We start from the raw sequence: 25,497 nt of genomic DNA on the forward strand, positions 1-25,497 counted from the left end.
CGCAGTACCCCCGGTACGCAAGCCGGCTCGATCGCCGCAAGATGTGGTGCGGCGGCCCGTTTTACCCGGTGCTCTGCATGGCGGCGGCGATGCCATTGACACTCAAAAACAAAGCATCCCACAGGGCCTCGCGCTCCTCGCCACCGGAATCGTGGTAGCGGCGCAACAGTTCCACCTGGAGCAGGTTGAGCACGTCGGTATAGGGATTGCGCAGGGCAATGGAGCGCTGGACCTCCGGACTGCCGCCCAGCAGGTCATCCTCACCGCTCAACTCCAACAGTGCACGCCGGCCGGCGGCAAAGTCCAGACTGATCAAACGGTGAAAATCCTTTACCGCCAGATCTTTGGCCAACGCCTCGTATTCGGCGGCAATCTCCAACCGGGTGCGGCCCATCTCGCGGCGAGCGTTATCGACCAGCATCCGGAAAAAAGGCCACCGTTCATACATCTGCGCCAAAGTCTCCCGGCCATGGTCAGTACCGGACAATTCCCCCAACGCCGCTCCCGCCCCGAACCAGCCGGGTACGATGTAACGGGTCTGGATCCAGGCAAAGACCCAGGGAATGGCCCGCAGGCCGTCGAAATCCACGTCGCCGGCGGCCTTGCGGGAAACCGGGCGGGAGGCGATGGGCAACCGGCTGATCTGCTCGATGGGGGTGACCCGGGTGTACCAGGCCCAGAATTCAGGGTTTCGCACCAGTTCCCGGTAGGCCTGCATACTGAGCCCGGCTATTTTATCCATCAGGGCGGAGAATTCCACCAGCTGCTCCGGGCTGACCTCGCTTTCAACGCCCTCCAGCCGGCCGGGATCGGCATTGGCGGCCGGTTGCCCCGCAGCACCTGCCGCCTCGGCCTTTTCCTTTTGCTCCGCAAGTACCGCCATGCGGCCCGTCGTCCTGATCATGGCATGAAAAATCTGTTCCAGATGCCGATGGGCCAAGTCGGCAAAGGCATAGCGGAAGGAAATAACCTCACCCTGCTCGGTGAAGCGGAGGCGGCCGTTATGGACCACTTCCGGCATGGCGACGATGGCCTGGCCGGAATGCCCCCCACCTCGGCCGACGGTGCCGCCCCGCCCATGAAAAAGGCGCAGGTCAACCCCGTACTGCCGGCAAACACGGCCCAAACACTCCTGGGCCTGATGCAGAGCCCAGTTGGCCATCCAATAGCCGCCGTCCTTGTTGCTGTCCGAATAACCCAACATCACCTCCTGGAAGTCGTTCTGAGCCGCTAGATGCAGGCGGTACACCGGGTTGGCCAGCATCTTGTCCACCATCTGGCCGGACAGCTCCAGATCTTCTATGGTTTCAAACAACGGCACCAGTTGCAGCCGGCTTTCCACCCGGCCGTCGCGCAAGCGCCAGATCCCCGCCTCTTTCGCCAACAACAGCACTTCCAGCAGATCACTTACCTCGTGGGTCATGCTGATTATATAGCTGCCCACCGCCGCCGGGTCACTTCCCTGCAGTTCGCCGACCAGACTCAAGGTGGCCAGCAGATCCCGGGCCTCGGCCGGCAGTTCGCAACCTCTGGGCAACAGCGGCCGAGGATTGCTCAGTTCATTTTGGAGCAGGCCAAGACGGCGTTCTTCATCCAAGGCGGCGTAATCTTCCTCCACCCCGGCCAGGCGCAGCAACTCCGCCACTGTCTCTTCATGCACCTTACTGTGCTGACGAAAATCCAGCGCCACCAAGTGAAAGCCAAAGGTCCGCACCCGGATCAGCAGCCGCCCCAGACGGCTTTGGCTGACCAGCCGCCCGAAGCCACTTTTTCGCAGGCTGGCGGCCAGCAGCTGCAGGTCGGCCAGAAAAGCCGGACAATCGTAAGCCCCCCCCGGCGCCATGGCCTCTCGGGGGCGGTTAATCACCTGCTGCAGCAACTTTTCCAGGCGCGCCATGATATAGCTGATCTTCAGGCGATAGGGTTCATGCTGGTAATGACGCCGCCGCTGCTCATCGATGGTCAGAATTCGGCCATCTTCTTCCAGCGAGCGGCGCAAATCCTCGGACGGCGGCGCCTGGCGGGAAGACAGACTGAGTTCCCGGCGCAGTTCGCAAAGCTCATCCAAGTAAAGCCGCAGCACCACCCGTCGCTGATAAAGATAGGTGCGGCGGCTGACTTCGGCGGTGACATTGGGGTTACCGTCCCGATCGCTGCCGATCCAGGAGCGAAAGCGGAGCAGTACCGGCAGGGTTTCCGGGCTCTCACCATAATGCCGCCAGAGAGCCGCCTGCAGATCCCGGTAAATACGGGGCACCGTGGCCCAGATAGCGTTGCGAACAAAATACAGCCCGCTTTCCACCTCGTCGTCCACCGTGGGGCGAGTTTGCCTGATGTCGTCGGTGGTCAGCAGCAAGCCGATCTGGTTGGAAATTTCCCCCAGCAGTTCATCCCGCTCATCGGTGGTCAGGGTTTCCCGGCGTAAGCGGCCAAGCAGGGAGGCCACCTGCTTCTGCTTGTACAGAATGCTTCGCCGCCGGGCCTCGGTGGGGTGGGCGGTCAGGGTGGGCTGAATATCCAGCCGGGAGAGCACGGACAGGGCCTGCTGCAGAGTGCAACCCTGCTCCTTGAGGCCGCGCACCGCCGCGTCGATGGTTTCCCGCCGGGACCAGGCGCCGGCCTCCTCCGGCTCACGGTAAACCCGGGTAATCTCCATCTGTTCGACCTTGTTAACCAGATGAAAAAAAGCAGTGTAGGCGTGCAGCAGGTGCACGATCTCCCGGCAATCCAGGTCGGCAATCCGCTGCGCCGCCTGGCGGCGCAGCTCCGGTCGGTCTTCAACCATCGCCTGCTTGCAGAGCAGGCGCAAATCCTCTACCTGCTCCAGCACCGACGCGCCCCGCAATTCGCGGATAGTCCGCCCCAGCAAACGGCCCAGCAGCCCGACCTGACCAGCCAGGGTGGCCGAATCCTCCGGCTGCCAGCCGGTAAGGGTTGAAGTAAATACTCCCGTTTCCATATTTTTATGCCTCTGTAGTTTTTACGATACCCTGCCCTGTTTTCGGCCAAACGCTCCATTCTACAGCACTCTTTTCCGAAAGTCAGCCGGATTGTCGAGCCGGATCAGGGCCCCGTCATAGTCGCACCTGGACGGGGGCCGAGAACCCCGATGCCGCAACCAATGACTTTGGCGGATCCTGGCCGATCCCTGGCGACGAAACTCAGGCGATCAGCACAGCGGCGGCAAATTCCACCACCTGCAGACGCGCCCCCCGCACCGCCACCGCTTTGGTTTCGTCGATAATATCCGCCGGCGAAACGGCGGCGGTATCGATCAGTTGCCGCCAGCGCCGGCCGGCGGGCGGGGAAGGGAGGGAAAAGGTGCGGGGTTCGGCGGCGGCGTTGAACATGAAAAAAAAGTCCGGCTCCCCCCGACCGCCGTGCAACTGATAGGCCAGCACCCGGGCCTCGGCGGACCAGTCCTGCTGGCCCGGGGTCAAAGACTGCCAGCTGATCTCCGCCGGGCCGGCGGCCGGATCCGGGGCGAAAAAACTATCCCGCCGAAAGAGACTGTATTGCCGCCGTAGGGCAATCAGCCGCCGAAAAAAGCGCAGCAAATCACCGTTCTGTTCGGCCAGATCCCAGTTGAGCCAGGAAATTTCATTGTCCTGGCAGTAGGCGTTGTTGTTGCCCTGCTGGCTGCGGCCGAATTCATCACCGGCCAGCAGCAGCGGCACTCCCTGCGAGAGCAGCAGGATCACCGCCGCGGTGCGCGTACGCCGATGGCGCAGGGCCAGCACGGCAGGGTCGCTGGTTTCCCCTTCCACCCCGGAATTCCAGGAGATGTTGTGGTTGTCGCCATCGCGATCATCTTCGCCATTGGCCAGGTTGTGCTTGTGGTTATAACTGACCAGATCATGCAGGGTAAAACCGTCGTGGCTGGTAATAAAGTTGATGGAGTTGACCGGTTTGCGCCCGTTATGGGCATAGAGATCGGAACTGCCAGCGATCCGGGTGGCCAGGGGGGCCACGCTGCTGCTGTGGCCACAGAGGAAACGGCGAACGTCGTCACGGAAACGGCCGTTGAGTTCGGCCCAGCGGTGGTGCGAGGAAAAGGCTCCCACTTGGTAAAGGCCGGCGGCATCCCAGGCCTCGGCAATGATCTTGGTTTTAGCCAAGATGGGGTCCTCGGCGATTTTTTCCACCATGGGCGGGTTGGCCAGCACTTCGCCGTCCATGCCGCGACCCATGATGGAGGCCAGATCGAAGCGAAAACCGTCCACGTGCATCTCCATGACCCAATAGCGCAGGCAGTCCATGATCACATGGCGCACCCAGGGGTGGTTGCAGTTGACGGTGTTGCCGCAGCCGGAAAAGTTAAGGTATTCCCGGGTAACCGGATCCAGCAGGTAATAGATGGTGTTGTCGATGCCCCGGAAACTGATGGTAGGCCCGTCGGCGCCGCCCTCGGCGGTATGGTTGTAAACCACATCCAGGATCACCTCGATGCCGGCGGCGTGCAGGGCCTTGACCATTTCCTTGAACTCGCGCACCTGGTTACCGTTGCGCCCATTAACCGCGTAGGCCGCCTTGGGAGCAAAAAAAGCCAGCGGCGAATAACCCCAGAAATTTTTCAGCGCCTCCCCGGTCACCGGGTTAACCCGGGTGTTTTCCAGCTCATTGAACTCGGCCACCGGCAACAGCTGCACGGCGGTGACCCCCAATTGCTTGAGATAAGGAATTTTTTCCGCCAGCCCCCGGTAAGTGCCGGGATGCTCGACCCCGGCCGAGGGATGACAGGTGTAGCCCCGCACATGCAGCTCATAAATGATGCTTTCTTCCAGAGGGATATTGAGTGGCCGATCACCTCCCCAGTCGAAATCGTCTTCGATATAGAGGCAACGGCGCTGAAAGCTGGCCAGAGGATCCACTCGGCGGCCCTTGCGACGATAGGCCACCCCCCAGTCCGAACCGCCGGTGAGAGCTTTGGCATAGGGGTCCAGCAAAACCTGTTCCGGTTGAAAGAAATGTCCCTCCCCTTGCGGGTCGTAAGGACCGTGCAAACGGAACCCATAGCGCAGCGACGGGTCAAAATCCTTGACCAGGATATGCCAGACCTCCCCGGTACGATTAAATTCCGGATCCAGCACCAGCTCCGCCACCGGCTCCTCAGCGTTGGTCCGGAAAAAGACCAGGGAAACGGCCTCGGTATGGCGTGAAAAGAGGGCGAAGTTATAGCCCATGGGGGTCCTGCTGACCCCCATGGGCAAGGGCGAACCGCAGGAGGTGTGGGGGGCCAGCGCCAGCCCGGGCTTGACGGTTGCTTTACCTTTCATGGTTGTTTTCACCAACTCCTTAGGTTAAGATTTCTCCCATGAACCGTTCCCTGGCCCTGGTCCTGCTGATCCTGATGGCAATCATACTGCTGCACAGCCTTTACTCCTTTTACCACGGTCGTTTAGCCGAGGCCATGGTCATGTATCCTTTGCTGGTAGTCTGTTACCTGGTTTTTCTGGGGCGGGGCAAATGGAAGCTGAAAGCCGGGACCGAAGACGCGGCCGACCGACCGGCTGGCAAGTCCCCGGATGATCCGCCAAAAAACTCCTGAATAGAATCTCCCCGGACGCTGGTCCATTGACGGAACCTACCCCCAGCGGCCACCACCCATGTGTCCGCCGAAGCCGCCGAACACCCCTCCCATGACAGCAAAAAACAACGAGACAATGACAAAAATTATAATCATCGCCGGAATGGCGGCTATCGACCATTTCACCATAAAAATCACCATGGACCAGAACGGCATCCCGATGTCAACCACCACCACCTGATTACTTTTACTCTCCATAACCGGCTCCTCCACATTTTTTTACTGGTCAGACGTCAACCCATCACCACGCTGTAACAGGCTCTCCGGCTGCATAAACGGGTCATTTCCTCTGTCTTCCAGGTTACAATTTATATTTTACCAAGCCAAACAAAACCTTGCCTCAGCGGCCAATATGCATATAATAACTATATGCAAATATATGCGATTGATCCATGAAACCTAGAACTTTCATAGTAAAACGGTTGTCGCTTATTAGCAGCAGCCACCAACTACTCTAAAGGAGGCCAATATGGGACTGGCAGAAAAACTGGGGGCCAACGCCCCGACGGAATTCGGCATTGACTGGGATATCACCCCGGCGGACACCTTCGGCATCTTTGAAAGCTGGGGCGGCAAACTGCGCATCCGCAGTAAAAACGAGCGTTATTACTATTTTTATATCGACGGCTGGGCCGACCCGCCCCGTTTGCTCTTCATGGAGCGTGGGGTGAAGCACGCTCGGGTGTTGGCTCACATCATGGCCCCGCAGGAAATGGTCGACGCCTGCGTGGCCAGCCAGGGCAAGGGTTTACTGGACAAACACTACGCCATCAACGAGGAGTTGAAGCAGTGGCTGATGACCAACGTGCTGGAGGGTGGCCCCACCTCGCTGGTGGTGCCCTGTGAGCCCGAGGAACAAAAGGAGTCCACCGCCACCGGCCTGCCTGGCCTTACCGAATTGCCGACGCCGCGTGAGCTTTTGCCGTTGCGTCGCACCCCGACTTTCATTAATGAAGAAGCGATTCCGGAACTGTTCAAAAAGTTCGACTTTTTCGACACCCAGCGGCATCCGGAAGGCCGCTGCCGGGCCCTGCTGGTGGACAACGGCGACGGCCTGACGGTGAGTGATTTAAGAGGCGGAGTCATGTGGCAGCGGGGTGGTTGCGATATCACCAATCATCGTCATGTGGCGGAATATATTGACGAACTCAACCGGCAAAAGTTCGCCGGCTACGACGACTGGCGGCTGCCCACCATGGAAGAGTCCATGGCCCTGCTGGGCCCGGAACGTAACCGCAAAGGGCTGCTGATCTCCCAGGCCTTTTCCCAGGAACAGCCTTTTATCTTTTTGGCCGACCAGCGCAAGCCCGGCGGCTACTGGTTCATCGACTTTAAACAGGGCACGGTTTTCTGGGCCTCCGGCACTATCCCCGGCGGTTTTGGGCGGGCGGTCAGGGGTCTGCGGTAAGGAAAGGCATGATCAGGGGCTGGTAATGGGCCAGCCCCTCCAGCACGCCGGCGGCGTAGTTGCCGTTCATTCCCAGCAAACCGCCGGCGGCGCAATACAGACTATGTTCCCGACCGGCTTCTTTAACCCTGGCCATGGCTTCGCGGCGGACCTCCGCCGGGGCGTTGGCCACCAGCACCGCATTCAACTCACTGGCCAGCACATCAAGATCGTTGCCGGAATCACCGGCAAAGACGGTATTGGCCGGGGTAAAGCCCAGGTGCCGCATCAGAAAGCGGATGGCCGCCAGTTTACCAGCCCCCGCCGGGAGGACATCGAGCAGTCCCAGCTGGCGTTCTTCATCCACGCTCCAGACCAGGCGGCTTTTAAGGCCAGCCTGGGCCAGTCGACGGCGGATGGCAGTGAGCAGTTCCTCCCGGCCGGGGTCAGCCGCCTGCTCCTGCCCGATTGCCCCCGCGGCATCTCCGTCACCCTTGGCCGCACTTCCCGATCGGTCAAAACTGGCCGGGGTGTAGTAGCTGAGCTTGCAGTGATTCTGTTTTTCCGGCTCCTGCCGCCGGATCTCCGGCCACCCTGCCAGCAGAGGTGACAGCAGGGAAGCCAGTTCCCGGCCGTCCAGGCCGCGCCAGTCGGTGCTGATCTCCTGGCGCCAGGCAGGCCACTCCTCCCAGGCAGTGTTGTGGCCGGACTGATAAATGGTGGTGCCGACATCGCCGATGGCATAATCGGGGCGGGGAATGTCGTACTCGGCCACCGCCGCGTTGAGCAACGCAAGATGCCGGCCACTGACGTAAACGATGGTTACCTCGGGCCGCCGGGCCAGGCGGCGCAGCAGCGGCCGGGCCAGCGGGGATTCCGGCTGGGGCCCGTTGGGGAGAATGGTCCGATCCAGATCGGAGCACAAAAGCACTCCGGTCTGGCAAGCTGTGTGGTTCATCTGGGCACCTCGGCTATTTTGTCTTTTTTGGCCCCTTGGGCCCGGCTCCGGTGCCGGCAGGTAAAATTTTTCCTGCGTCACCGGAGGGGAAAAGGACAGCAACAAATAACAACAAAAATTGTTGGGTTTGCAAAAGCCGCACCTTGGCTTTGCCCTTGCCCGGCGCGGCAGAATCGGTGATAATGAAGGCTTGTCGGCTTCGTCACTGGAGACGGGAGCGGCGGCAAGGCCACCACACACAGAAAAGCACCAAACATGAGGCACTAGCATGAAAAAGCAGGGACTGGCGATGCTCCTGATCGCCTTGTTGATGTTAACCGGCCCGCTGGCCGCCGTTACCGAAGCCGCCGAGCAACCCTTTGCGAAGTGGCTGGAAGATTTGCAGGCCGAAGCCCGTGAGCGGGGTATCAGCTCCGCCACCCTGGATGCGGCCCTCACCGGCATCGAACCCATTCCCCGGGTGATTGAACTGGATCGGCAGCAGCCGGAGTTTACCCTGACCTTTGAGGAGTACCGGCAGCGGGTGGTGCCGCAATCGCGCATCGATATGGGACGCCGGCTGCTGGCCGAACACCGGGAACTGCTGGAGGAGATTGGCCGCGAGTTTCGGGTCCAACCCCGTTTCATCGTCGCCCTGTGGGGCATCGAAACCGATTTCGGCCGGATAACCGGCGGTTTTCCGGTGATCAACGCCCTGGCCACCCTGGCCCATGACGGCCGTCGCAGTAGTTATTTCCGCAGCGAACTGCTCAACGCCCTGCAGATTTTGGACGAAGGCCACATCAGCCCCGATGCAATGAAGGGGTCATGGGCCGGCGCCATGGGCCAGAGCCAGTTCATGCCCTCGAGTTTCCTCAACTTCGCGGTTGATTACGACGGCGACGGCCGCCGGGACATCTGGCACACCAGGGCCGATGTCTTCGCCTCGGCTGCCAACTACCTGGCCAAATCCGGCTGGCGTGACGACCAGACCTGGGGCCGACGGGTAACGCTGCCGGCCAACTTCGACCGCAGCCTGGCCGGGCTGGACACCCGCAAGCGCATCGGCCAGTGGCAGGAGTTGGGAATCCGCCGCCCGGACGGTTCGGCCCTGCCCGGCCGCCAGTTGCCGGCCTCCATCATCATTCCCGACCAGGAGAACCACCCGGACATGGCCTTCATGGTGTATGAAAACTTCCGCACCACCCTGAAGTGGAACCGTTCCAACTACTTCGCCCTGGCGGTGGGGCTGCTCTCCGACGCCATCGCCGAACAGTAAACGTTCAGCCGCACCCCACCTTCGGGCGATCAGCCAAGCTTACGTACACGGGGTACGCGGCACTTGGCTGCTTGCCCGAATCTGGGGCACGGCTGAACGCTTACAGCCCGTTAAGTCAGCAGGTTAGTACCCCTGGCGAACGGTTACGCCGAATAAAACAGGCGGCACACCGCTAGCGCAGGCTGATACGGGCGCCGTCTTCCAGGTCGCGGGGCGGATGGACGATTACCCGGTCACCCTCTTGCAGGCCGTCCAGCAGCTGGTGGTAGCGGCCGCCGGCCCGGCCCAGCTCCACCGGACGGAGGCGAGCGCGGCCGTTGTCCACCACGAATACCGCCCAGGCCTCTTCACCCTGGCGAAAAGCGGCGGCGACCGGCAGCCGCAACACCTCCTCTTCTTCCCACAGCACGAAACGGGCGTTGACCCGGTAGCCATCACCCAGGCGCTGCCACTGCTGGCGGGTGGCGGTGAAATCGACGATCACCAGCACCCTTTGTTCCTCCACCCCCAGGGCGGAAACCTTGGTGAAGCCGCCGGGCTCGATACGCCGCACCCGGCCGGCCAGGGGCTCCTCCCGGCCCCAGCGGGTAAAATCAACCTTCATCCCCGGGGCCAGGCGCACCGCGTCGGCGGACAGCACGTCCACCTCCACTTCCAGCGAGGCGACGTCGCCGATTTCCAGGATGGGATCACCGGGCTGCAGCGTGCGACCGCTGATGAAATGGCGACGCAACACCACCCCGTCCACCGGCGCAGTGAGTTCGATCAGGCCGTCGTCCTCATCCCGAGCCCCGGTGTAGACCAGGGCGCTGCGGGCCGATTCCAACTGGTGGCGGGCGATGGCCAGGCGAAAGCCGGCGGCCCGTTCCAGGGCCTGTTGGCGCCGGGCCTCGGCAATCATGGTGTCCAGCTCGCTGTCCGAGATCAAACGGGATGCCGCCAGTTGCCGGCTACGCGCCAATTCCGCCGCGCTCAACTCCGCCGCCGCCGCCAGGGCCTCCCGTTCCCGCTCCGCCGCAGCCACGGCGGCCACAGCCCCTTCCACCCGGGCCCGGGCCTCGGCCAGTTGTCGAGCATCCAGCGGCGGGGCCGGCGGCGCCATAAGCCTGGCCACCACCTGACCGGCGCGTACCTCGTCTCCCGGCTCCAGTTCCAGGCGCCGCACCTCGGCGGCCAGGGGGGCGGAGATCAGGTAAGCTGCGGCCACCCGGGTCCGCCCCTCCTCTTCAATGACCTGTGCCATCCTCCCTCGGCTCACCCGCTCACTGTCCACCAGCAAAGGCGTCGGCCGCAAGACCAGCACCAGCAAAAACACCATCGCCAAAGCCACTAAAATTTTACCGTAATGCCGTCGCCAAAAGCTCATCTTCACCTACCCACCTTCAAATCGACAAACCCCCCTGAACATGGCCAATAATCATTGCAATAACAGCCCGTAAACGTTCAGCCGTGCCGCAAGATGCGGTGCTGCCGGACGTTTACAAGTTTATTCGGCGGCTTTCAGGGCCGCCACCAAGTCAATGCGGTGCAGCAGCCGGCGGACGATCAGACCCGAAATCAACGCCGCCACCGCCACCACCAGGGCCGCCAGAGCGTAGGTGGAGGTTTCCAGTACCAGCGGCACCCGGTAGAGATCGGAGCGCAAACCCAGGGTCATGTACCAGCAGAAAAGCCGGCCCAACAACCAGCCCAGGGGAATGCCCAGCGCCGTCAACAGGGCCAGCTCCCCCAGCAGAATATAGTCGGTCTCCCGTTGCCTCAATCCCAGCACCCGCAAGGAGGCCAACTCCCGGCTTCGCTCGGACAGGGCGATGCGGGCGCTGTTGTATACTATACCAAAGGCAATACTGCCGGCCAACAGGGAGGTGATAAAACTGAAGGCCAGCACTGTTTCCGCCATGGTCTCCTGGAAGTTGGTAATGGCCGCCAGCCGCTGACCAACCCCCGCCACCAGCGGACTTTCCCGCAAGCGCCGGTTAACCTCGGGCCACTGCGCCGGCGACACCTGTAAAAGGGCCCCGCCCACCACGTCGCCGTCACCCAAATGACGGTTCATGGCACTTATTTCCTGGTAGGCCGCCACCCCGATATGCTCCTGCACCAGACCCGTTACCGGTAGTTCCAGCACTCGCCGTCGCCCTTCCAGGCTCTCCACCCGCACCGTATCGCCCACCTCCAGGACCAGGATTTCCGCCAGGTAATCGGTCAACACCAGGCCGTGGGTCGGCGGGCTGAGGATGGCCAGTTCGGTGTCCAGCACCCGCCGCAACCGGCCATCGGCTTCCAGTCCGTGCAACACGGTGCGAAAACTGCGATGTCCATGCCGCAAGCGCACCGGCACCGCCCGCTGTCCTTCCACCGCCGTCACCCCGGGCAGAGCCTGGAGTTCATGCAGCACCCGCTGAGGGGCAAGCTCATTGAAATTAACCGCTAGGTCATAACGCTGGGCCAGGCCGAACTCCACATCGATCATGTAATCCGCCGCGTCCTGCCAGAAGTTACCCATCATCATAATGGCGCAAGCCAGGGCCACTCCGATAACCGACAGCAGGGCCTTGCCGGGGCGGCGTTCGAAATTGCGCAGAATCATCCTTGAGGGCTGGCTCAAAAGGCCTTGCCAGCCCAGGCGCTCGATGACGGTGGGCCGGTAGGCGGCAGGAATTTCCGGGCGCATGGCCTCGGCCGGCGGCAGCAGCACCGCCCGGCGCACGGCACTCAAGGTGCCCAGCAGGGCAGCGGCTCCGGTAACCGCCGCCCCCAGCAGCAAAACCTGCCAGCTCAGATGATAGTCCAGTCGGGGAAAGCGAAAAAATTCGGCGTACACCACCGCCAGCCCCTCACCCAGCCACAGGCCGGCCAGGGAGCCCAGCCCCAGGCCCAGGCCGGTCATCAGCAACACCAACTGGCAGTAGTGCCAACCCACCTGCCAGTTACGGTAGCCAAAGGCCTTTAAAATAGCGATCTGCTCCCGCTGGGTGGAGATCAGGCGGGCCAGCACCACGTTGAGGAGAAAGGCGGCCACACTAAGAAAAATGGCCGGAAACACCCGGGCCAGCACCGCCAGTTGCGCAAACTCCGCCTCCAGGTAACTGTGGGACTGCTGATCCTCCCGCAGCAGGGCACCCACGCCACCGTAAGGCGCCAGCAGGCGATCCAGTTCGGCCACCACCGCCGGTGGCCGAGCCCGGCGATCCAGGGCCAGCACCACGCTGTTAAAGGCCCCGTCCAGATCGAAGGCGGCAGCCAGTTGGGCGCGGTTAAGCCAGAGAATGCCGTAACGCAGGTTGTCGGGGTAAAGCTCGCCGGGCTTGAGTTGATAGATATGCTCGGGGCTGACCCCGATACCACTGACCACCAGGCTTTGCAACCGGCCATTGAGCACCGCCTGGAGCTGGTCACCGGGTTGCAGGCCATGGGCATCGGCAAAGGCGTCGCTGATCACCACCTCGGGGCGGCCGGCGGCCGGCAGGCGCCCCTGCCGGATAAACAGGCGGTTTAGTTCGGGTTGCCGGCCATCGGGCAGGGAAATCAGCCGGCCGCTGATGGGATCGGCAAAGTCCCCCACCATCAGGGTGGCGTTGCTCTGCAGCCGGGTTTCCGCCAGCCGTACTCCGTCGATGGCGCTTAGCTCGGGGGCCAGTTCGTTGGGCGCTCTTTTCAGCTCGGCAAAGACCTCGGCAAAACGGTAATCCCGGTAAAAATCATCCCGGCTCAGGCGCAATGATTCCAGGGAACTCAGCGACATCAGCAGGGTGGCAAGCCCCCCGGCGATCACCACCGCGATGGCCAGGCTCTGGCCCCGCAACTGCCACAACTCACGCCATAATTTTCGATGCAGAGCTTTCACGCGAGGCCTCGTCCCAAGCCGACGGACAACTGTTGCCGCCAACTGCCTTTGCCGCCTGGTTAAAAGATTGTTTTCACCAAAACCATCTGTTACCCTGCGGACATGTTAACAGCGCCAACACCGGGAACAAAGGCTTTTCCCGCCGATTTATCCGCCAGCCGAATTTGACAAGAACAAGGAGGGACGCATGGTCCAGTTTCAGGTTGATGAACAACGTTGCATCCAGTGCGGCGAATGCGCGCTGGACTGTCCAGCAGGCGTTATTGCCATGGATGACGACAACCGGCCGCAGATGCGCGACAGTAACGGCTGCATCCAGTGCCAGCACTGCCTGGCCATTTGCCCCACGGCGGCGGTCTCCATCCTCGGCAAGGACCCTGAGGCCAGCCTGCCACTGGCCGGCAAGATGCCCAGCGGCGAACAGCTCACCGCTCTGGTCAAAGGCCGGCGCACGGTGCGCCGCTACCAGGAGGCGGATCTGGCCCCGGAGCAAATCGACGAACTGCTCAACATCGCCAGCCATGCCCCCACCGGGGTCAACGCCAACGCGGTGCTCTTCACGGTGGTGAAAAAAAGGGCGGTGCTCAATAAGCTGCGCGACGATCTGGTAGCGAAACTGGGCAAACTCAAGGAGGATGGCCGGTTGCCGGAAGGTCCGGCCGGCGAGTACATGTCGGCGGTGGTCAATGCCTGGCAGGAAAAGGGCCAGGATGTGCTCTTTCGCGGCGCCCCACACCTGCTGATCACCAGCACCCCGGCGGGCGTACCCTGCCCGGAGCAGGACTGCCTCATCGCCCTGACCACCTTCGACCTGGTGGCCCAGGCCCACGGGGTCGGCACGGTATGGGACGGAATTTTCATGTGGGCCCTGGCCGCCTGCCCGGAAATCCGCGGGCAAATGGGGATTCCCGCCGAACACCGGATCGGCTACGCCATGGCCTTCGGCGCCCCGGCGGTGGAGTATCACCGCTGCGTGCAGCGCGGCCCGGCCCAGGTCAATGAGGTGCAGCGGTAAAGGCCGCCCCGTCCTACCAGTGCAGTTCCCGGGCGGGACAGGGAATCTCGTTCACCTCGATTTTGCCGATGCGGCCGTCGCTGAGGTGGATGACCCGGTGGGCCATGCGGGCGATATCGGCGTTGTGGGTGATGAGCACGGTGGTAGTGCCCACCTGGCGGTTGATGCGCTCCAGGACCTCCAGCACCGCCACCCCGGTCTTGGAGTCCAGGGCACCGGTTGGCTCATCGCACAGCAGCACCCGGGGGCGCTTGGCGATGGCCCGGGCAATGGCCACCCGCTGCTGCTCACCCCCCGAGAGCTGGGCCGGAAAATGATCCCGTCGCTGGGCCAGCCCCACCAGGGCCAAGGCCTCGGCCGGGCTCAGGGGATCATCGGCGATCTCGGTGACGATTGCCACATTTTCCAGGGCGGTGAGACTGGGAATCAGGTTGTAGAACTGGAAAACAAACCCCACCATGAAGCGGCGGAATTCGGTGAGTTCGGCCTCGCCGGCAGCGGCCAGGTCCCGGTCGCCGCAGCGCACGATGCCGGCCGTGGGCGGGTCCAGCCCGCCCAGGATATTGAGCAGGGTTGACTTGCCACTGCCGGAAGGACCCAGCAGCACCACCAGCTCCCCCCGGTACAGATCCAGGTCGACCCCGTCCAGGGCCCGCACCTCCACCTCCCCCAGGCGGTAGATCTTCCGCAGCCCCCGGGCATGAAAAACAATTTCGGCAGACGGGGCAGACAAGCAAGGTCACCTCGTTAAGCGGAACCCATATATTTTTTAATGGAGTCAGCCATGGTCTGGCAGATCAGGCGGAAGCGGTCTTCGTCGCGCTCTAGCAGGGTGGTACGAAAACCCTGGTAATCGGTGGCAAAAGAGCTTAACGGCACCACACAGATACCGGTGGCGCCCAGCAGATAGTAGACGAACCGTTTGTCCGGCGAAGTACCAGGCTGGCTGACCAGGGACTCGACGTGGCTTTTGACCTCGGCATTGTCTATGGGCAGGGTCTGCTTATGGTTCAACGCCCCGGGCTCAAAGGCCACGCTCATGTAAAAAGCGCCGTTGGTCCGGTTGACAATCAGCCCATCCACCTCTTTAAGGATATCATAGGCGATATTGGAGGCCTTTTCATAACGTCGCACCCGTTCCTCCAGGTAACCGTCGTACTCTGGATGGCTGACAATGGCCGGCAGCACCATCTGGGGCAGAGTGGTGGAACATACCTCCACCATCTTGGCGTTGAGGATCGAGGCCACGTACTTCTGGAACATGGGGTCCCGGTCGGCGTTGTAAACCTCAATCCAACCGCAACGGGAACCGGGCCAAGGCATCTCCTTGGAAATCCCGCGCATGTTGATGGCCGGGACATCGCCGATCACCTCGCACAGAGGGCGGGTCTGCTGACCGTTATAGACGATCCGCTGGTATACCTCATCGCAGATGATAAAGAGATCGTACTTGCGGGCCAGAGCCACAATCCCCCGCAGAATTTCCTCGGGATACACCGCCCCGGTGGGGTTGTCCGGGTTGATCAGCAGAATGGCGGCCACCGCCGGGTTATACTTGATCCGCTTTTCCAGATCGTCAAGGTCGGGAAACCAGTGGTTATGAGGGTCCAGCCGGTAGGAAACCGGCCGGTCCCCGGCATGGGCCGCCTCGCCGGAGGAGTGGGTGGTATAGCTGGGGGTTGGCACCACCACCCGGGCGGTACGGCGCAACAGGCCATAAACCTTGCTGATGGCATCTCCCAGGCCGTTGAAGAAGATAATGTCATCGGGCCCAACCTTGACCCCGCCGTGACGGTTGACCTCGGCCGCCAGAAACTCCCGGGTAGCCAAAATACCGCGGGTGGGGCAGTAACCGTAGCTGGCATTCTCCATGGCATACTCGGCCACCACCTTTTTCATCCAGTGGGGAATCTCCTCACCCTTGGCCACCGGATCGCCGATGTTCTCCCAATAGGTCTTGATTCCCAGCTTCTGAAGTTTTTCGCCCACCGCTACGATGTTACGAATTTCGTAGGTCAGTTCGCCGGCGCCGATGTGCACGATGTCGGTACGCATGCCCTGAAGTCCTTATTGCCTGAATTGTTAAAATACGCTCATTGTCTTTTAATTGAAACCGTTCTCACCAGGCCCGCAACCGCTCATCACCAACACCAGTAAACGGCTCAGCAGTGCCGCCGGTTGCGGCAAGCGGGACGGCGATGCGTACATCAGTACGTGAGCCGGCCCGATCGTCGCAACCGGCGGTGCTGCTGAGCCGTTTACCGCTGGTCAATGGGTACGAAGGGGCGGCTCAGGGGCCCGATGTACACCTGGCGCGGCCGGCTGATCCGCCAGGCCGGGTCGTCCCACATCTCTTTCCAGTGGGCAATCCAGCCGGGCAACCGGCCCAAAGCGAACATCACGGTAAACATGCTGGTGGGAATACCGATGGCCCGATAGATGATGCCGGAATAAAAATCGACGTTGGGATAGAGATTGCGCTCCACGAAGTAGTCATCCTTCAGGGCCACCTCTTCCAGTTCCTTGGCCAGATCCAGCAGCGGATCGGAGAACTTGAGATCATCCAGCACCTCATCGCAGGCCTGCTTGATGATCCGGCAACGGGGATCGTAGGTCTTGTATACCCGGTGGCCGAAGCCGGCCAGCCGGAAGGGATCCTTGGGATCCTTGGCGCGCTCCACATACTGACGATAATCACCGCCGCTCTCGTGGATGCTTTGCAGCATCTCCATCACCGCCTGGTTGGCACCGCCGTGCAGCGGCCCCCAGAGGGCGCTAATCCCGGCGGACACCGAGGCGTAAAGGTTGACCCGGGCGCTGCCCACCATCCGCACCGTGGAGGTGGAGCAGTTCTGCTCATGATCCCCATGCAGGATCAGCAGCTTGTTCAGGGCGGCCACCACTTTATGGTTGATCTCGTAGGGGCGCACCGGCGAGTCGAACATCATGTTGAGAAAATTTGCACAGTAAGAGAGATCATGCCGGGGGTAAACCACCGGATACCCCAGGGATTTTTTGTAGGAAAAGGCGGCGATGGTCCGCACCTTGGAGAGCAGTCGGGCGGACATCCGGTCGATATTCTCCAACGGATTTTCGGTCATCTCCGGGTAAAAACTGCACAAGGAGTTGACCATGGAGGAGAGAATTGCCATGGGCGGGCTCTTGGGCGGGTAGCTGTCGAAAAAGCGGATCATGTCCTCGTGGATCATGGCGAAATCGTTGAGCATCTGGCTGAACTCGCCGAGTTCGGCCCGGGTGGGCAGGCTGCCGTGGTCCAGCAGATAGGCCACCTCAACGAAGCTGCAGTTTTCCGCCAGTTCGGCAATATCGTAGCCGCGGTAACTCAGCACCCCGCGCTCGCCATCGAGATAGGTGATATTGCTGATGCAGGAGCCGGTATTGGCATAACCGCTGTCGAAGGCGACATAGCCGGTTTGACCTCGCAGGGAGCGGATATCAATGGCTTTCTCACCCTCGGTGCCGACAATCACCGGCAGTTCATGGACCTGACCGTCAATTTTCAGCTCGGCTTTCTCGCCGGTATAGTAGTTATGGGGCATAACCTAAAATCCTTTGTATGGTTGGCAGAATCAGTTATTTTAACGTCGCTGGCGGCAGTTTTCAAGCAGAAAGCCGCCGGCCGCTTGCCCGAATCTACGGCACTGCTGAACGATTACGGCCCGTTATATCGACTGATTATCGGGCCTGGTGAACGGTTACGTACCCGGTAGGCGGGCCGGATTAATTTTGTCGGCGGCACCCACCGCACGGCGTCACTTTGGCCTTGCCGAACAACACCCTTGGCGTTTTTTGGCAACGCCATCAATTTTATTGAAGGAGCCGTTATGACCACGCACCAGGAACGGTTACAAAAATTTATCGAGGAAGTTACCCTCTACCCGGTTTCCTGCGAGAAATTGGCGCTGGGCCGCAGCGACCGCCAGTGGTTGGAGGCGGTGCTGGCCGCCGGGGTTAAAATTGTCCAGTTACGCGACAAGGAGGCCGACGGCCGCACCCTGTTTAACAAGGCTAAAATGTTCCGGGAACTGACCCGGGCCGCCGGCGCCCTGTTCATCGTCAACGACCGCCTGGACGTGGCCCTGCTGAGCGAGGCCGACGGTATCCACCTGGGCAACGACGACCTGCCCTGCGAAGAGGTGCGTCGCTACGCCCCGGAGTTGATCATCGGGGTTTCCTGCAACCGCGAGGAAGAGGCGGCCACCGCCGAAGCGCGGGGCGCTTCCTATTACAACATCGGGCCGCTGTTTCCCACCGGCACCAAGGAAGAGGCCCGGGAGGTATTGGGAATTGAAGCCATCGCCCGTTTTTCCCGCCACTCCCAACTGCCCATCACCGTCATGGGCGGCATCAAGAAACACCACCTGCCAGAGTTGATGGCCGCCGGGGTAAAAAGACCGGCGGTGGTCACCGCCCTAACCCAAGCCGCCGACATCACCGCCGAAACGAAAAATTGGCTGGAAAAACTCCAGCAGCACCGCGCCCTGCCGCGACCGTAACCGTTCACCAGACCCGATAATCGGCTGATTCCGGCTTGTAAACGTTCAGCAGCACCTACTTGATAACTTCCAGATAGCGGTACAGCGGTGATTCGGTGGTCAGTATCAGGCGAGTGTTGTCGTTCAGGGTGTACTGATAGGTTTCCAGGGTTTTATAAAACCGGTAGAACTCGGGGTCCTGGTTGTAGGACTCGGCGTAAATCCGGGCCGCCTCGGCGTCGGCCTCACCGCGCAGGGTCTGGGCCTCGCGGGAGGCACCGGAACGGATCTCCATCAGGTCACGTTCCATCTTGCCCAGGATCTCGGACTTGCTGCCTTCACCGCGGGAGCGCAGGTCGGCGGCGATTCTTTTACGCTCGGAGATCATCCGGTCGAAAACCCGACGCTGCACACTGTCGATATAGTTGACCCGACGCAGCATCACGTCCACCAGCTCGATGCCGTACTGCTTAACCACCTCGGCGGCCCGTTCGTGGATCATGTTGGTGATCACGTCCCGGCCCAGCGCGACATGCTCGATCTCCGCCGGCTCCAGCATGCTGACCCGCATGGTGTGGGGCTCCCAGTCCGAACTGCGGATAAACTCCACCAGGTTGTTCTGGTTGACGAAGTCCCGCACCGTACCGTCGATGATGGCGTCCAAGGTGTTCAGGGCCTGGTTTTCATTATGCACCGACTGCATGAACTGCAGCGGGTCTTGAATCCGCCAGCGGGCGGTGGCGTCGATATGGACGAAGGTCTTGTCCCGGGTGGGAATTTGGTTGGGGTCACCATCCCAGGTCAGGATGCGCTTGTCGAAATAGGTCACGTCCTGGACGAAGGGGAGCTTGAAGTGCAGACCGGCCTCGTTCACCGGCTCACCCACCGGACGACCGAACTGGGTGACCACGGCCTGGCGATCCTCGGGCAAGACATAGATCCCGTTGGCCACCAACAGGCCCAGGACGACAATAACTGCGATCAGAATGAAACGAACTATATTTTTCACGAAAGCCTCCGATTAGCTTAACCGTTGTTGTTACTGCTCAGTTGCCGGCCTTGAGGCCGCCGCCCCCGAGATTGAGCAGGGGCAGCAGGGATTTCTGTTCACTGTCGATGACCACCACCTCTTCCACCTTGGGCAGAACCTCACGCATGGTCTCAAGGTAAAGCCGCTGCCGGGTTACCTCGGGAGCCCGATCATATTCTTCCAGCAGGGCGGTGAAGCGGGCGGTCTGGCCCTGGGCCTCGTTGACCCGTTCCACCTTGTAACCGTGGGCCTCTTCCACGATCCGGCGGGCATCACCCCGGGCCCGGGGAACTTCGCGGTTGTAGATCTCCTCGGCCTCGTTGATCAGCCGCTGCATATCCTGGTCGGCCTCGTTGACCTCGTTGAAGGCAGGCTTGACCGGCTCCGGCGGGTTAACATCCTGCAACTGGACGGTGATGACCTGGATGCCGCTTTCATATCGGTTCAGAGTCTCCTGCAGCTCCCGGGCCATGGCGTCGGCCAGGACGGCCCGGCCGTCGAGCACCGCGTCGAAATCCATGTTGCCCACCAGACGGCGCAGGGTCATCTCGCTGACGTCCCGCACCGCCGGGGAAATATCGCGGATCCGGAAGAGAAAGTGGTAGGGGTTGTCCACCCGGTACTGCACCACCCATTCCATGTCGATGACGTTACGGTCGCTGGTGAGCATCAGAGACTCCTGGGTGTAGCCCTGCTTCTGGTACTGGGTGCGGTCGGCCACCCGGCGGGTGCGGAAGCCGAACTGCTCTTTACGCACCGTTTCCATGTCCACCTTGTGCACCACGTCCACCAGGGGAATTTTGAAATTCAGACCGGGATGGGTGGTGGCGTAATAGGCCCCCAACCGCAGCACCACGCCCTGCTCACCGGGGCGGATGGTGTAAAAGGATGAGGCCAGCAGCAGGCCCACCAGTACCACCCCGATGACCCCGGCGATCAGGCCGGGATTGACCCCCGGCCCCTGGCCGCCGCCGGAGTCGCGATCACCGCCGCCCTGGCCACCGCCTCCTGAAAAAAAATTCTTAATTTTCTGCACCAAAGCCGCCAGCTGCTCTTCCGGCGACTGGCCGCCCTTGCGCTGCCCCCAAGGGGGTTGCTGATTGTCCCATGACATAAAAGCCGTCCTCTGAAATACGGTTAACTTGTTTATCGAATCGGTATGATTTACCGCAGTTGAGCAGTTTGCCTTATTTCGCCGCGTGGTTCAACCCTTATTTGTCCTTCCCCCGCCCCCGGACCAGCCGTCGCCCCAGGCTGGCCTTGACTTTTTGCCTGAAGCTCAGTAGAAAGCGACCACTCGACGCCCGCTGGCCGACGGTGGGCCGAGCACCAAACAAAAAAAGCGTAACCCCGAAGGATTACGCTTTGATCGTCTTACTGGTGCCGAAGGGGAGACTCGAACTCCCACGGGGGAACCCCCACTAGACCCTGAACCTAGCGCGTCTACCAATTCCGCCACTTCGGCAGCACCTTTGAAGAGGCGATAATATAGACTCCTTGGCTTTTTTGTCAAGATAAATCGGACAAGCCCGCAAAAAGCCGCCCACACCTTGGGACGCTTACGTAAAATCAACGAGCTGCCAAACCAAAATGACACTCGCTACCCCCGGAAAACACCATGACCATGAAAATTTACACCAGCCTGGACCAGATTACCGCCCCCTTCGCACACGCCTGCGCCACCATCGGCAACTTCGACGGAGTGCACATGGGCCACCAGCAGCTGTTCAATACGGTCAGCGACCTGGCCCGCCGCCACCGGGGTACCGGTGTTGCCATCACCTTCGAACCCCACCCCCTGCAAGTGGTGCGCCCTGAAATCGGCATCAAGCTGATCTCCACCTATGAGCAGAAAGTGGAACTGATTGCCATGGCCGGCATCGACGCCCTGCTGGTAATCCCCTTTGACCGGGAGTTCGCCTCCATGGACGCCGAGCAGTTTGTCGATGATGTACTGATCAACACCCTGGGTGTCCGCGAACTGGTGGTGGGGTATGATTACGCCTTCGGCAAGGGCCGCCGGGGAGATGCCGATTTTCTCGAGACCTGCGGCAAAAAACGAGGGTTTACGGTCCGGGTGATCCCTGCCTTCAAGGTGGACGGCATGGTGGTAAGCAGCAGCAAGGTGCGGGAGTTGGTGGCGGCTGGCCGCATGGAAGATGTTACCAAGCTGCTGGGGCGCTATTACCAGTTGCGCGGGGTGGTGCAGGTGGGCAAAAAGCGGGGCGGCAGCATCCTGGGGTTCCCCACCGCCAACCTCAGCCTCAACGAGCACGACCTCTGCCCCCGGCACGGGGTGTACGTCACCCAGGTGGTCTACGGCGGCAAATGTTACGGCGGAGTGCTCAACATCGGCTACAACCCCACCTTCGCCGACAGCAAGCTGGCGGCGGAAACCCATATCTTCGACTTCAACCAGGATATTTACGGCCAGCCCATCAAGATCAACCTGCTTAAGCACCTGCGGGGCGAGCGCAAATTCGCCGGCCCCGAAGAACTGGCCGCCCAGATCGCCCGGGACGTGGCGGCGGCCAAGGAGATGCTGGCCGCCGCCGAAGAGGAGTTCTGGCTCTATTGCGCGGAAAAATACAATAGTTAGGGTAACGATCCAGCAGCACCCCCGAAAGCGGCGATCAGGTCGTTAAGTACCTGATCTACGCAACGCCGCCCTGCTTACCGCAATCTGGGGCACTGCTGAACAGTTACCTTGGTTGTGAGCTGGATAGTTACCGATCAGGTCCGGTAGTCGGCGTTGATTTTGACGTAATCCAAAGAAAAATCGCAGGTGAGATAATCGGCGTCGGCGCTGCCGGCCCGCAACTTGACGGTAACCGTGAACTCCGGGCGACGCAGCACTTCGGTGGCCGCCGCTTCCACTTCGGCCCCCAGACCGACGCCGTTTTCGACCATCACCACGTCATCAAAGGCGATGCTCACCACCTCGGGGTCAAATTCGGCCCCGGAGCGGCCAAGGGCGGCGATAATGCGACCCCAGTTGGCGTCTTCACCGAAAAATGCGGTTTTCACCAGGCTGGAGTTGGCAATGGTCCGGGCTGCGGCCCTGGCCTGGCCCTCATCTGCCGCTTGGGCCACCCGCACGGTCACCAGCTTGGTAGCCCCCTCCCCGTCACGGACGATCTGGCGGGCCAGATCCAGGCAAATCTCATCCAGTTGCTGCTGAAAAAGCAACTGTTCCTGCGAGCCGGGCACCAGCAGCGGTGCTCCGGCCTTGCCATTGGCCAGCAGCAGCACCGTGTCGTTGGTGCTGGTATCACCGTCGATGGTGATCCGATTAAAAGAGGCGTCCACGCTCTGTTTTAGCATGGTACGCAGCAGCCCGTGATCGACGGCGGCATCGGTGAGAATGAAGCAGAGCATGGTGGCCATGTCCGGCATGATCATCCCCGCCCCTTTGGCCACCCCGGCCAGATAAACCTCGACCCCGCCGATTTTGCAGCTGCGGTCGGCAGTTTTAGGCACCGTATCGGTGGTCATCATGGCCCGGGCCACCGCCTCCAGGCCCGTTTCCGTGACCCCGGCTGCTTCAATGGAAACCGCATCTCCGGCCAGGGCGGCCTGCAATTTGGGAATACCGAGCCGGAAGCATTCAACATCCAGCGGCATGCCGATGACCCCGGTGGAGGCCGGCTGCACCAGCCCTTCCTCGATCCCAAAGGCATCGGCCACCATGGCCCCGCAGAGCCGGGCATTGAGCATGCCGCCGGCCCCGGTACAGGCGTTGGCGATCCCGGAGTTAACCAAAATGGCCTGGGCCCGACCGCCGGCCAACCGCTGACGGCCCAACACCACCGGAGCGGCCTGCACCCGGCTGGTGGTAAAGACCCCGGCAGCGGCGGCCGGCACCTCGCTGACGATCAGCCCCAGGTCCAGTCGATCTTTGCCCCGAATCCCGGACTTGACCGCCGATGCTTTAAAACCTCGCACCTTCAACGTTAAAAGTCCTCAAAATCATCGTCGTCCAGCGGAAAAACCTCCTCGACATTCTTCTTCTCCGCCGACCGGCGGCGCTCACCACCGGCGGCCTTGCCACCTACCGCTGCCACCCCGGCTCCCATTCCGGCCGCCGCACCCTTACCGACTGGGCCGGGCAGAGCTTTGTGAACCGTAGCCGGCCGCTTCAGACCGCGATCACTATTCCTGGTCGACGGGCGCTTCAGGACGCCGGCCGCCCCTGGTTCGCCGTTAAAAATACTTTCGTCAATCCCGCCGATCACTGCGATCATCCGCCGCACCATGTTCCGCAGCACCGCCGACTGGGCGCTCAACTCTTCGGAAGCCGAGGCCGATTCCTCGGCGGTGGCGGCGTTGCGCTGAATCACCGTATCGATCTCACCGATGGCCGAACTAACCTGCGCCACCGCCTTTGACTGCTCGGCGGACGACTCGGCAATCTCCTGGATAAGGGTGGAGATTTTGCCGATGGACTCGGTGGTGGTCTTGAAGCTGCCGCTGGTTTCATCGACCAGGGAAGATCCGCTTTGGATTTTTCCCACCGTGCCGTCAATCAGACTGGAGGTATTCTTGGCCGCCTCCGCCGCCCGCATAGCCAGGTTGCGCACCTCGTCGGCCACCACCGCAAAACCCGCCCCGGCCTCGCCGGCTCGGGCCGCTTCCACCGCCGCGTTCAAGGCCAGCAGGTTAGTCTGAAAGGCGATTTCGTCGATGGTCTGGACAATCTTCTGGGTCTCGGCACTGGCCTTGGAAATCTCCTGCATGGAGGTCACCAGACGGCGCATGGACCCCTCGGCACTGCCGATCACATGGCCAGCCTCCGCCATGAGGTTGTTGGCCTGGCTGATATTATCGGCATCCCGCCGAGTCATGGCACTCACCTCCTCCAGGGAGGCGGAAATCTCCTCCACCGAGGCAGCCTGCTCGGTGGAGCCCTCCGCCAGACTCTGGCTGGAGGCGGAAACCTCGTTGGCGGCGGCGGCCACCTGGCTGGCCCCCTCGCCCATCTCCCGGCCGACATTACCCATGATGGAAGTCAGCCCACGATAGGTCAGAAGGCCGATGACACCGGCCAGCAGGGCTGCCAGCATCAGGGAGCCGGCAACCACCAGGGCCGTGTTGCGCATGGTGGCCCGGGCGGTTGCCTCCCGGCTGCTCACCGCCTCCCCGGTTTCGGTCCGGATGTCTCGAAGCACCCCCTGCACCCCCTGCAGGGCCGGCGCGCTTTGCCGGGCGTAAATACCGGCCGCTTGCCGGCGGTCGGCGGCCTGCTCGATGGCCACCGCCGATTCGTGCAACTCCCGGTGAGGACGCTCGATTCTGGCCAGCAACGGCGCCAGACTGGGCACCAGCTGCTCCGCCTGCCGCCGGCCCTCACCATAATACCAGAGCCCGAAACCGCAGCGGCGATAATCGGTTTCCACCTCCAGGCGGGTGGCCTGTTCGTCATCGATAAAGTCCCGCACCCGGGCGGCCCAAACCAGATGATCCACCTCCCGCTGGGCCAGTTCGCCATCCAACTGCAAACCGGTAACAATCTCACCGCTCTGCTGCTGCATGCTGCGCACCGCCAAACTGTTACCAAATCCGATCAGGACCAGCAGCAAAACAATCAGCCCGAAGCCGCCAAGGATTTTTTGCACAATTGTCATACTGTTTACCACTCCTCTCCACTTGGCATTTGCACCCTTGCCGGGCGGAACGGGACGGAATTAACAATGATGATGTCGCAAAAAGTCCGTCCATGGACTTTTTGCTCCCCGGAAAGCGAAAACGCGGTTTCCGCTTTCCTTACAAATCAATAGGTTACACAGCAAGCTATTGATTTGCGCGCCCATCCATGGGCGCGTTGATGACTTCTTGCGAAGTCATCAATAATAAGTTTGTTCAGCCCAGTAACCGACCAGCCGGCCAATCAATGTATTGATCAGGCTTTCTACCACAAGA

19 protein-coding genes and 1 tRNA gene are annotated in these 25,497 nt (G+C 61.4%); 6 read left to right on the forward strand and 14 right to left on the reverse strand.

Annotation, left to right across the window (positions count from 1 at the left end; translation table 11 throughout):
* Positions 1-61: 61 nt before the first annotated feature.
* Both P0N66_RS09190 and glgX read right to left on the reverse strand, forming a co-directional pair.
* On the reverse strand, positions 62-2,959 hold the full coding sequence (locus P0N66_RS09190; protein WP_275804606.1) for a phosphoenolpyruvate carboxylase: 2,898 nt from the start codon (positions 2,957-2,959) through the stop codon (positions 62-64).
* Positions 2,960-3,161: 202 nt separating this feature from the next.
* The gene (glgX, locus tag P0N66_RS09195; protein WP_275804607.1) at positions 3,162-5,276 is read right to left on the reverse strand and encodes a glycogen debranching protein GlgX; all 2,115 of its coding nucleotides are present in this window, start codon (positions 5,274-5,276) and stop codon (positions 3,162-3,164) included.
* Between the two features lie 38 nt (positions 5,277-5,314).
* On the opposite strand from glgX, the gene P0N66_RS09200 reads away from it, so the two are divergent.
* Complete coding sequence (locus P0N66_RS09200; RefSeq protein WP_275804610.1) at positions 5,315-5,548, forward strand: DUF2752 domain-containing protein; 234 nt, start codon at positions 5,315-5,317, stop codon at positions 5,546-5,548.
* Positions 5,549-5,584: 36 nt separating this feature from the next.
* Here P0N66_RS09200 and P0N66_RS09205 read toward each other — a convergent pair whose 3' ends face one another.
* Positions 5,585-5,785: a hypothetical protein gene (locus tag P0N66_RS09205; protein ID WP_275804612.1), complete on the reverse strand. Its 201-nt coding sequence runs from the start codon at positions 5,783-5,785 to the stop codon at positions 5,585-5,587.
* A 271-nt stretch (positions 5,786-6,056) separates the two neighbouring features.
* On the opposite strand from P0N66_RS09205, the gene P0N66_RS09210 reads away from it, so the two are divergent.
* Complete coding sequence (locus tag P0N66_RS09210) at positions 6,057-6,995, forward strand: Lcl C-terminal domain-containing protein (protein ID WP_275804615.1); 939 nt, start codon at positions 6,057-6,059, stop codon at positions 6,993-6,995.
* Here the strand turns inward: P0N66_RS09210 and P0N66_RS09215 are convergent.
* Positions 6,979-7,932 (reverse strand): HAD-IIB family hydrolase, encoded by a 954-nt coding sequence (locus P0N66_RS09215; protein ID WP_275804617.1) that lies wholly within the window; start codon positions 7,930-7,932, stop codon positions 6,979-6,981. The genes P0N66_RS09210 and P0N66_RS09215 overlap by 17 nt on opposite strands.
* A 268-nt stretch (positions 7,933-8,200) precedes the next feature.
* Here P0N66_RS09215 and P0N66_RS09220 point away from each other — a divergent pair, with 268 nt between their 5' ends.
* Positions 8,201-9,190 (forward strand): lytic murein transglycosylase, encoded by a 990-nt coding sequence (locus P0N66_RS09220; protein ID WP_275804619.1) that lies wholly within the window; start codon positions 8,201-8,203, stop codon positions 9,188-9,190.
* Positions 9,191-9,362: 172 nt separating this feature from the next.
* Here P0N66_RS09220 and P0N66_RS09225 read toward each other — a convergent pair whose 3' ends face one another.
* A complete protein-coding gene (locus P0N66_RS09225; RefSeq protein ID WP_275804621.1) occupies positions 9,363-10,556 on the reverse strand; it encodes an efflux RND transporter periplasmic adaptor subunit in 1,194 nt (397 codons plus the stop codon).
* A gap of 120 nt (positions 10,557-10,676) precedes the next feature.
* A complete protein-coding gene (locus P0N66_RS09230; protein ID WP_275804623.1) occupies positions 10,677-13,037 on the reverse strand; it encodes an ABC transporter permease in 2,361 nt (786 codons plus the stop codon).
* Between the two features lie 187 nt (positions 13,038-13,224).
* On the opposite strand from P0N66_RS09230, the gene P0N66_RS09235 reads away from it, so the two are divergent.
* Positions 13,225-14,052 (forward strand): nitroreductase family protein, encoded by an 828-nt coding sequence (locus P0N66_RS09235; protein ID WP_275804625.1) that lies wholly within the window; start codon positions 13,225-13,227, stop codon positions 14,050-14,052.
* Positions 14,053-14,065: 13 nt separating this feature from the next.
* Here the strand turns inward: P0N66_RS09235 and P0N66_RS09240 are convergent, their stop codons facing one another.
* The 3 genes from P0N66_RS09240 to P0N66_RS09250 form a co-directional block, all read right to left on the reverse strand.
* Positions 14,066-14,785, reverse strand: a complete 720-nt coding sequence (locus P0N66_RS09240; RefSeq protein ID WP_275804627.1) for an ABC transporter ATP-binding protein — start codon at positions 14,783-14,785, stop codon at positions 14,066-14,068.
* 14 nt (positions 14,786-14,799) lie between these two features.
* Positions 14,800-16,107, reverse strand: coding sequence for a pyridoxal phosphate-dependent aminotransferase (locus P0N66_RS09245; protein WP_275804629.1), 1,308 nt, complete (start codon positions 16,105-16,107; stop codon positions 14,800-14,802).
* A gap of 203 nt (positions 16,108-16,310) precedes the next feature.
* The gene (locus P0N66_RS09250; protein WP_275804631.1) at positions 16,311-17,612 is read right to left on the reverse strand and encodes a citrate synthase; all 1,302 of its coding nucleotides are present in this window, start codon (positions 17,610-17,612) and stop codon (positions 16,311-16,313) included.
* A gap of 285 nt (positions 17,613-17,897) precedes the next feature.
* Here P0N66_RS09250 and thiE point away from each other — a divergent pair, with 285 nt between their 5' ends.
* Entirely contained in the window at positions 17,898-18,569 is a 672-nt protein-coding gene (gene thiE, locus P0N66_RS09255; protein ID WP_275804633.1) for a thiamine phosphate synthase, read from the forward strand.
* Between the two features lie 55 nt (positions 18,570-18,624).
* Here thiE and hflC read toward each other — a convergent pair whose 3' ends face one another.
* From hflC to P0N66_RS09270, 3 genes are all read right to left on the reverse strand, one after another.
* A complete protein-coding gene (gene hflC, locus P0N66_RS09260; RefSeq protein WP_275804635.1) occupies positions 18,625-19,557 on the reverse strand; it encodes a protease modulator HflC in 933 nt (310 codons plus the stop codon).
* Between the two features lie 37 nt (positions 19,558-19,594).
* A complete protein-coding gene (hflK, locus tag P0N66_RS09265; RefSeq protein ID WP_275804637.1) occupies positions 19,595-20,692 on the reverse strand; it encodes an FtsH protease activity modulator HflK in 1,098 nt (365 codons plus the stop codon).
* Positions 20,693-20,956: 264 nt separating this feature from the next.
* Positions 20,957-21,043: transfer RNA gene (locus P0N66_RS09270), tRNA-Leu, on the reverse strand.
* A 153-nt stretch (positions 21,044-21,196) separates the two neighbouring features.
* Between P0N66_RS09270 and P0N66_RS09275 the strand changes: the two genes are divergently transcribed.
* Entirely contained in the window at positions 21,197-22,177 is a 981-nt protein-coding gene (locus P0N66_RS09275; RefSeq protein ID WP_275804639.1) for a bifunctional riboflavin kinase/FAD synthetase, read from the forward strand.
* Between the two features lie 134 nt (positions 22,178-22,311).
* On the opposite strand, the gene argJ is transcribed toward P0N66_RS09275, so the two are convergent.
* Together argJ and P0N66_RS09285 are read right to left on the reverse strand one after the other, a co-directional pair.
* Positions 22,312-23,529, reverse strand: coding sequence for a bifunctional glutamate N-acetyltransferase/amino-acid acetyltransferase ArgJ (gene argJ / locus P0N66_RS09280; protein WP_431190035.1), 1,218 nt, complete (start codon positions 23,527-23,529; stop codon positions 22,312-22,314).
* Between the two features lie 2 nt (positions 23,530-23,531).
* Entirely contained in the window at positions 23,532-25,202 is a 1,671-nt protein-coding gene (locus tag P0N66_RS09285) for a methyl-accepting chemotaxis protein (RefSeq protein WP_275804643.1), read from the reverse strand.
* Positions 25,203-25,497: the final 295 nt, after the last annotated feature.

The sequence above is a fragment of the Desulfurivibrio dismutans genome (genome assembly GCF_029210385.1).
Lineage (GTDB): Bacteria > Desulfobacterota > Desulfobulbia > Desulfobulbales > Desulfurivibrionaceae > Desulfurivibrio > Desulfurivibrio dismutans.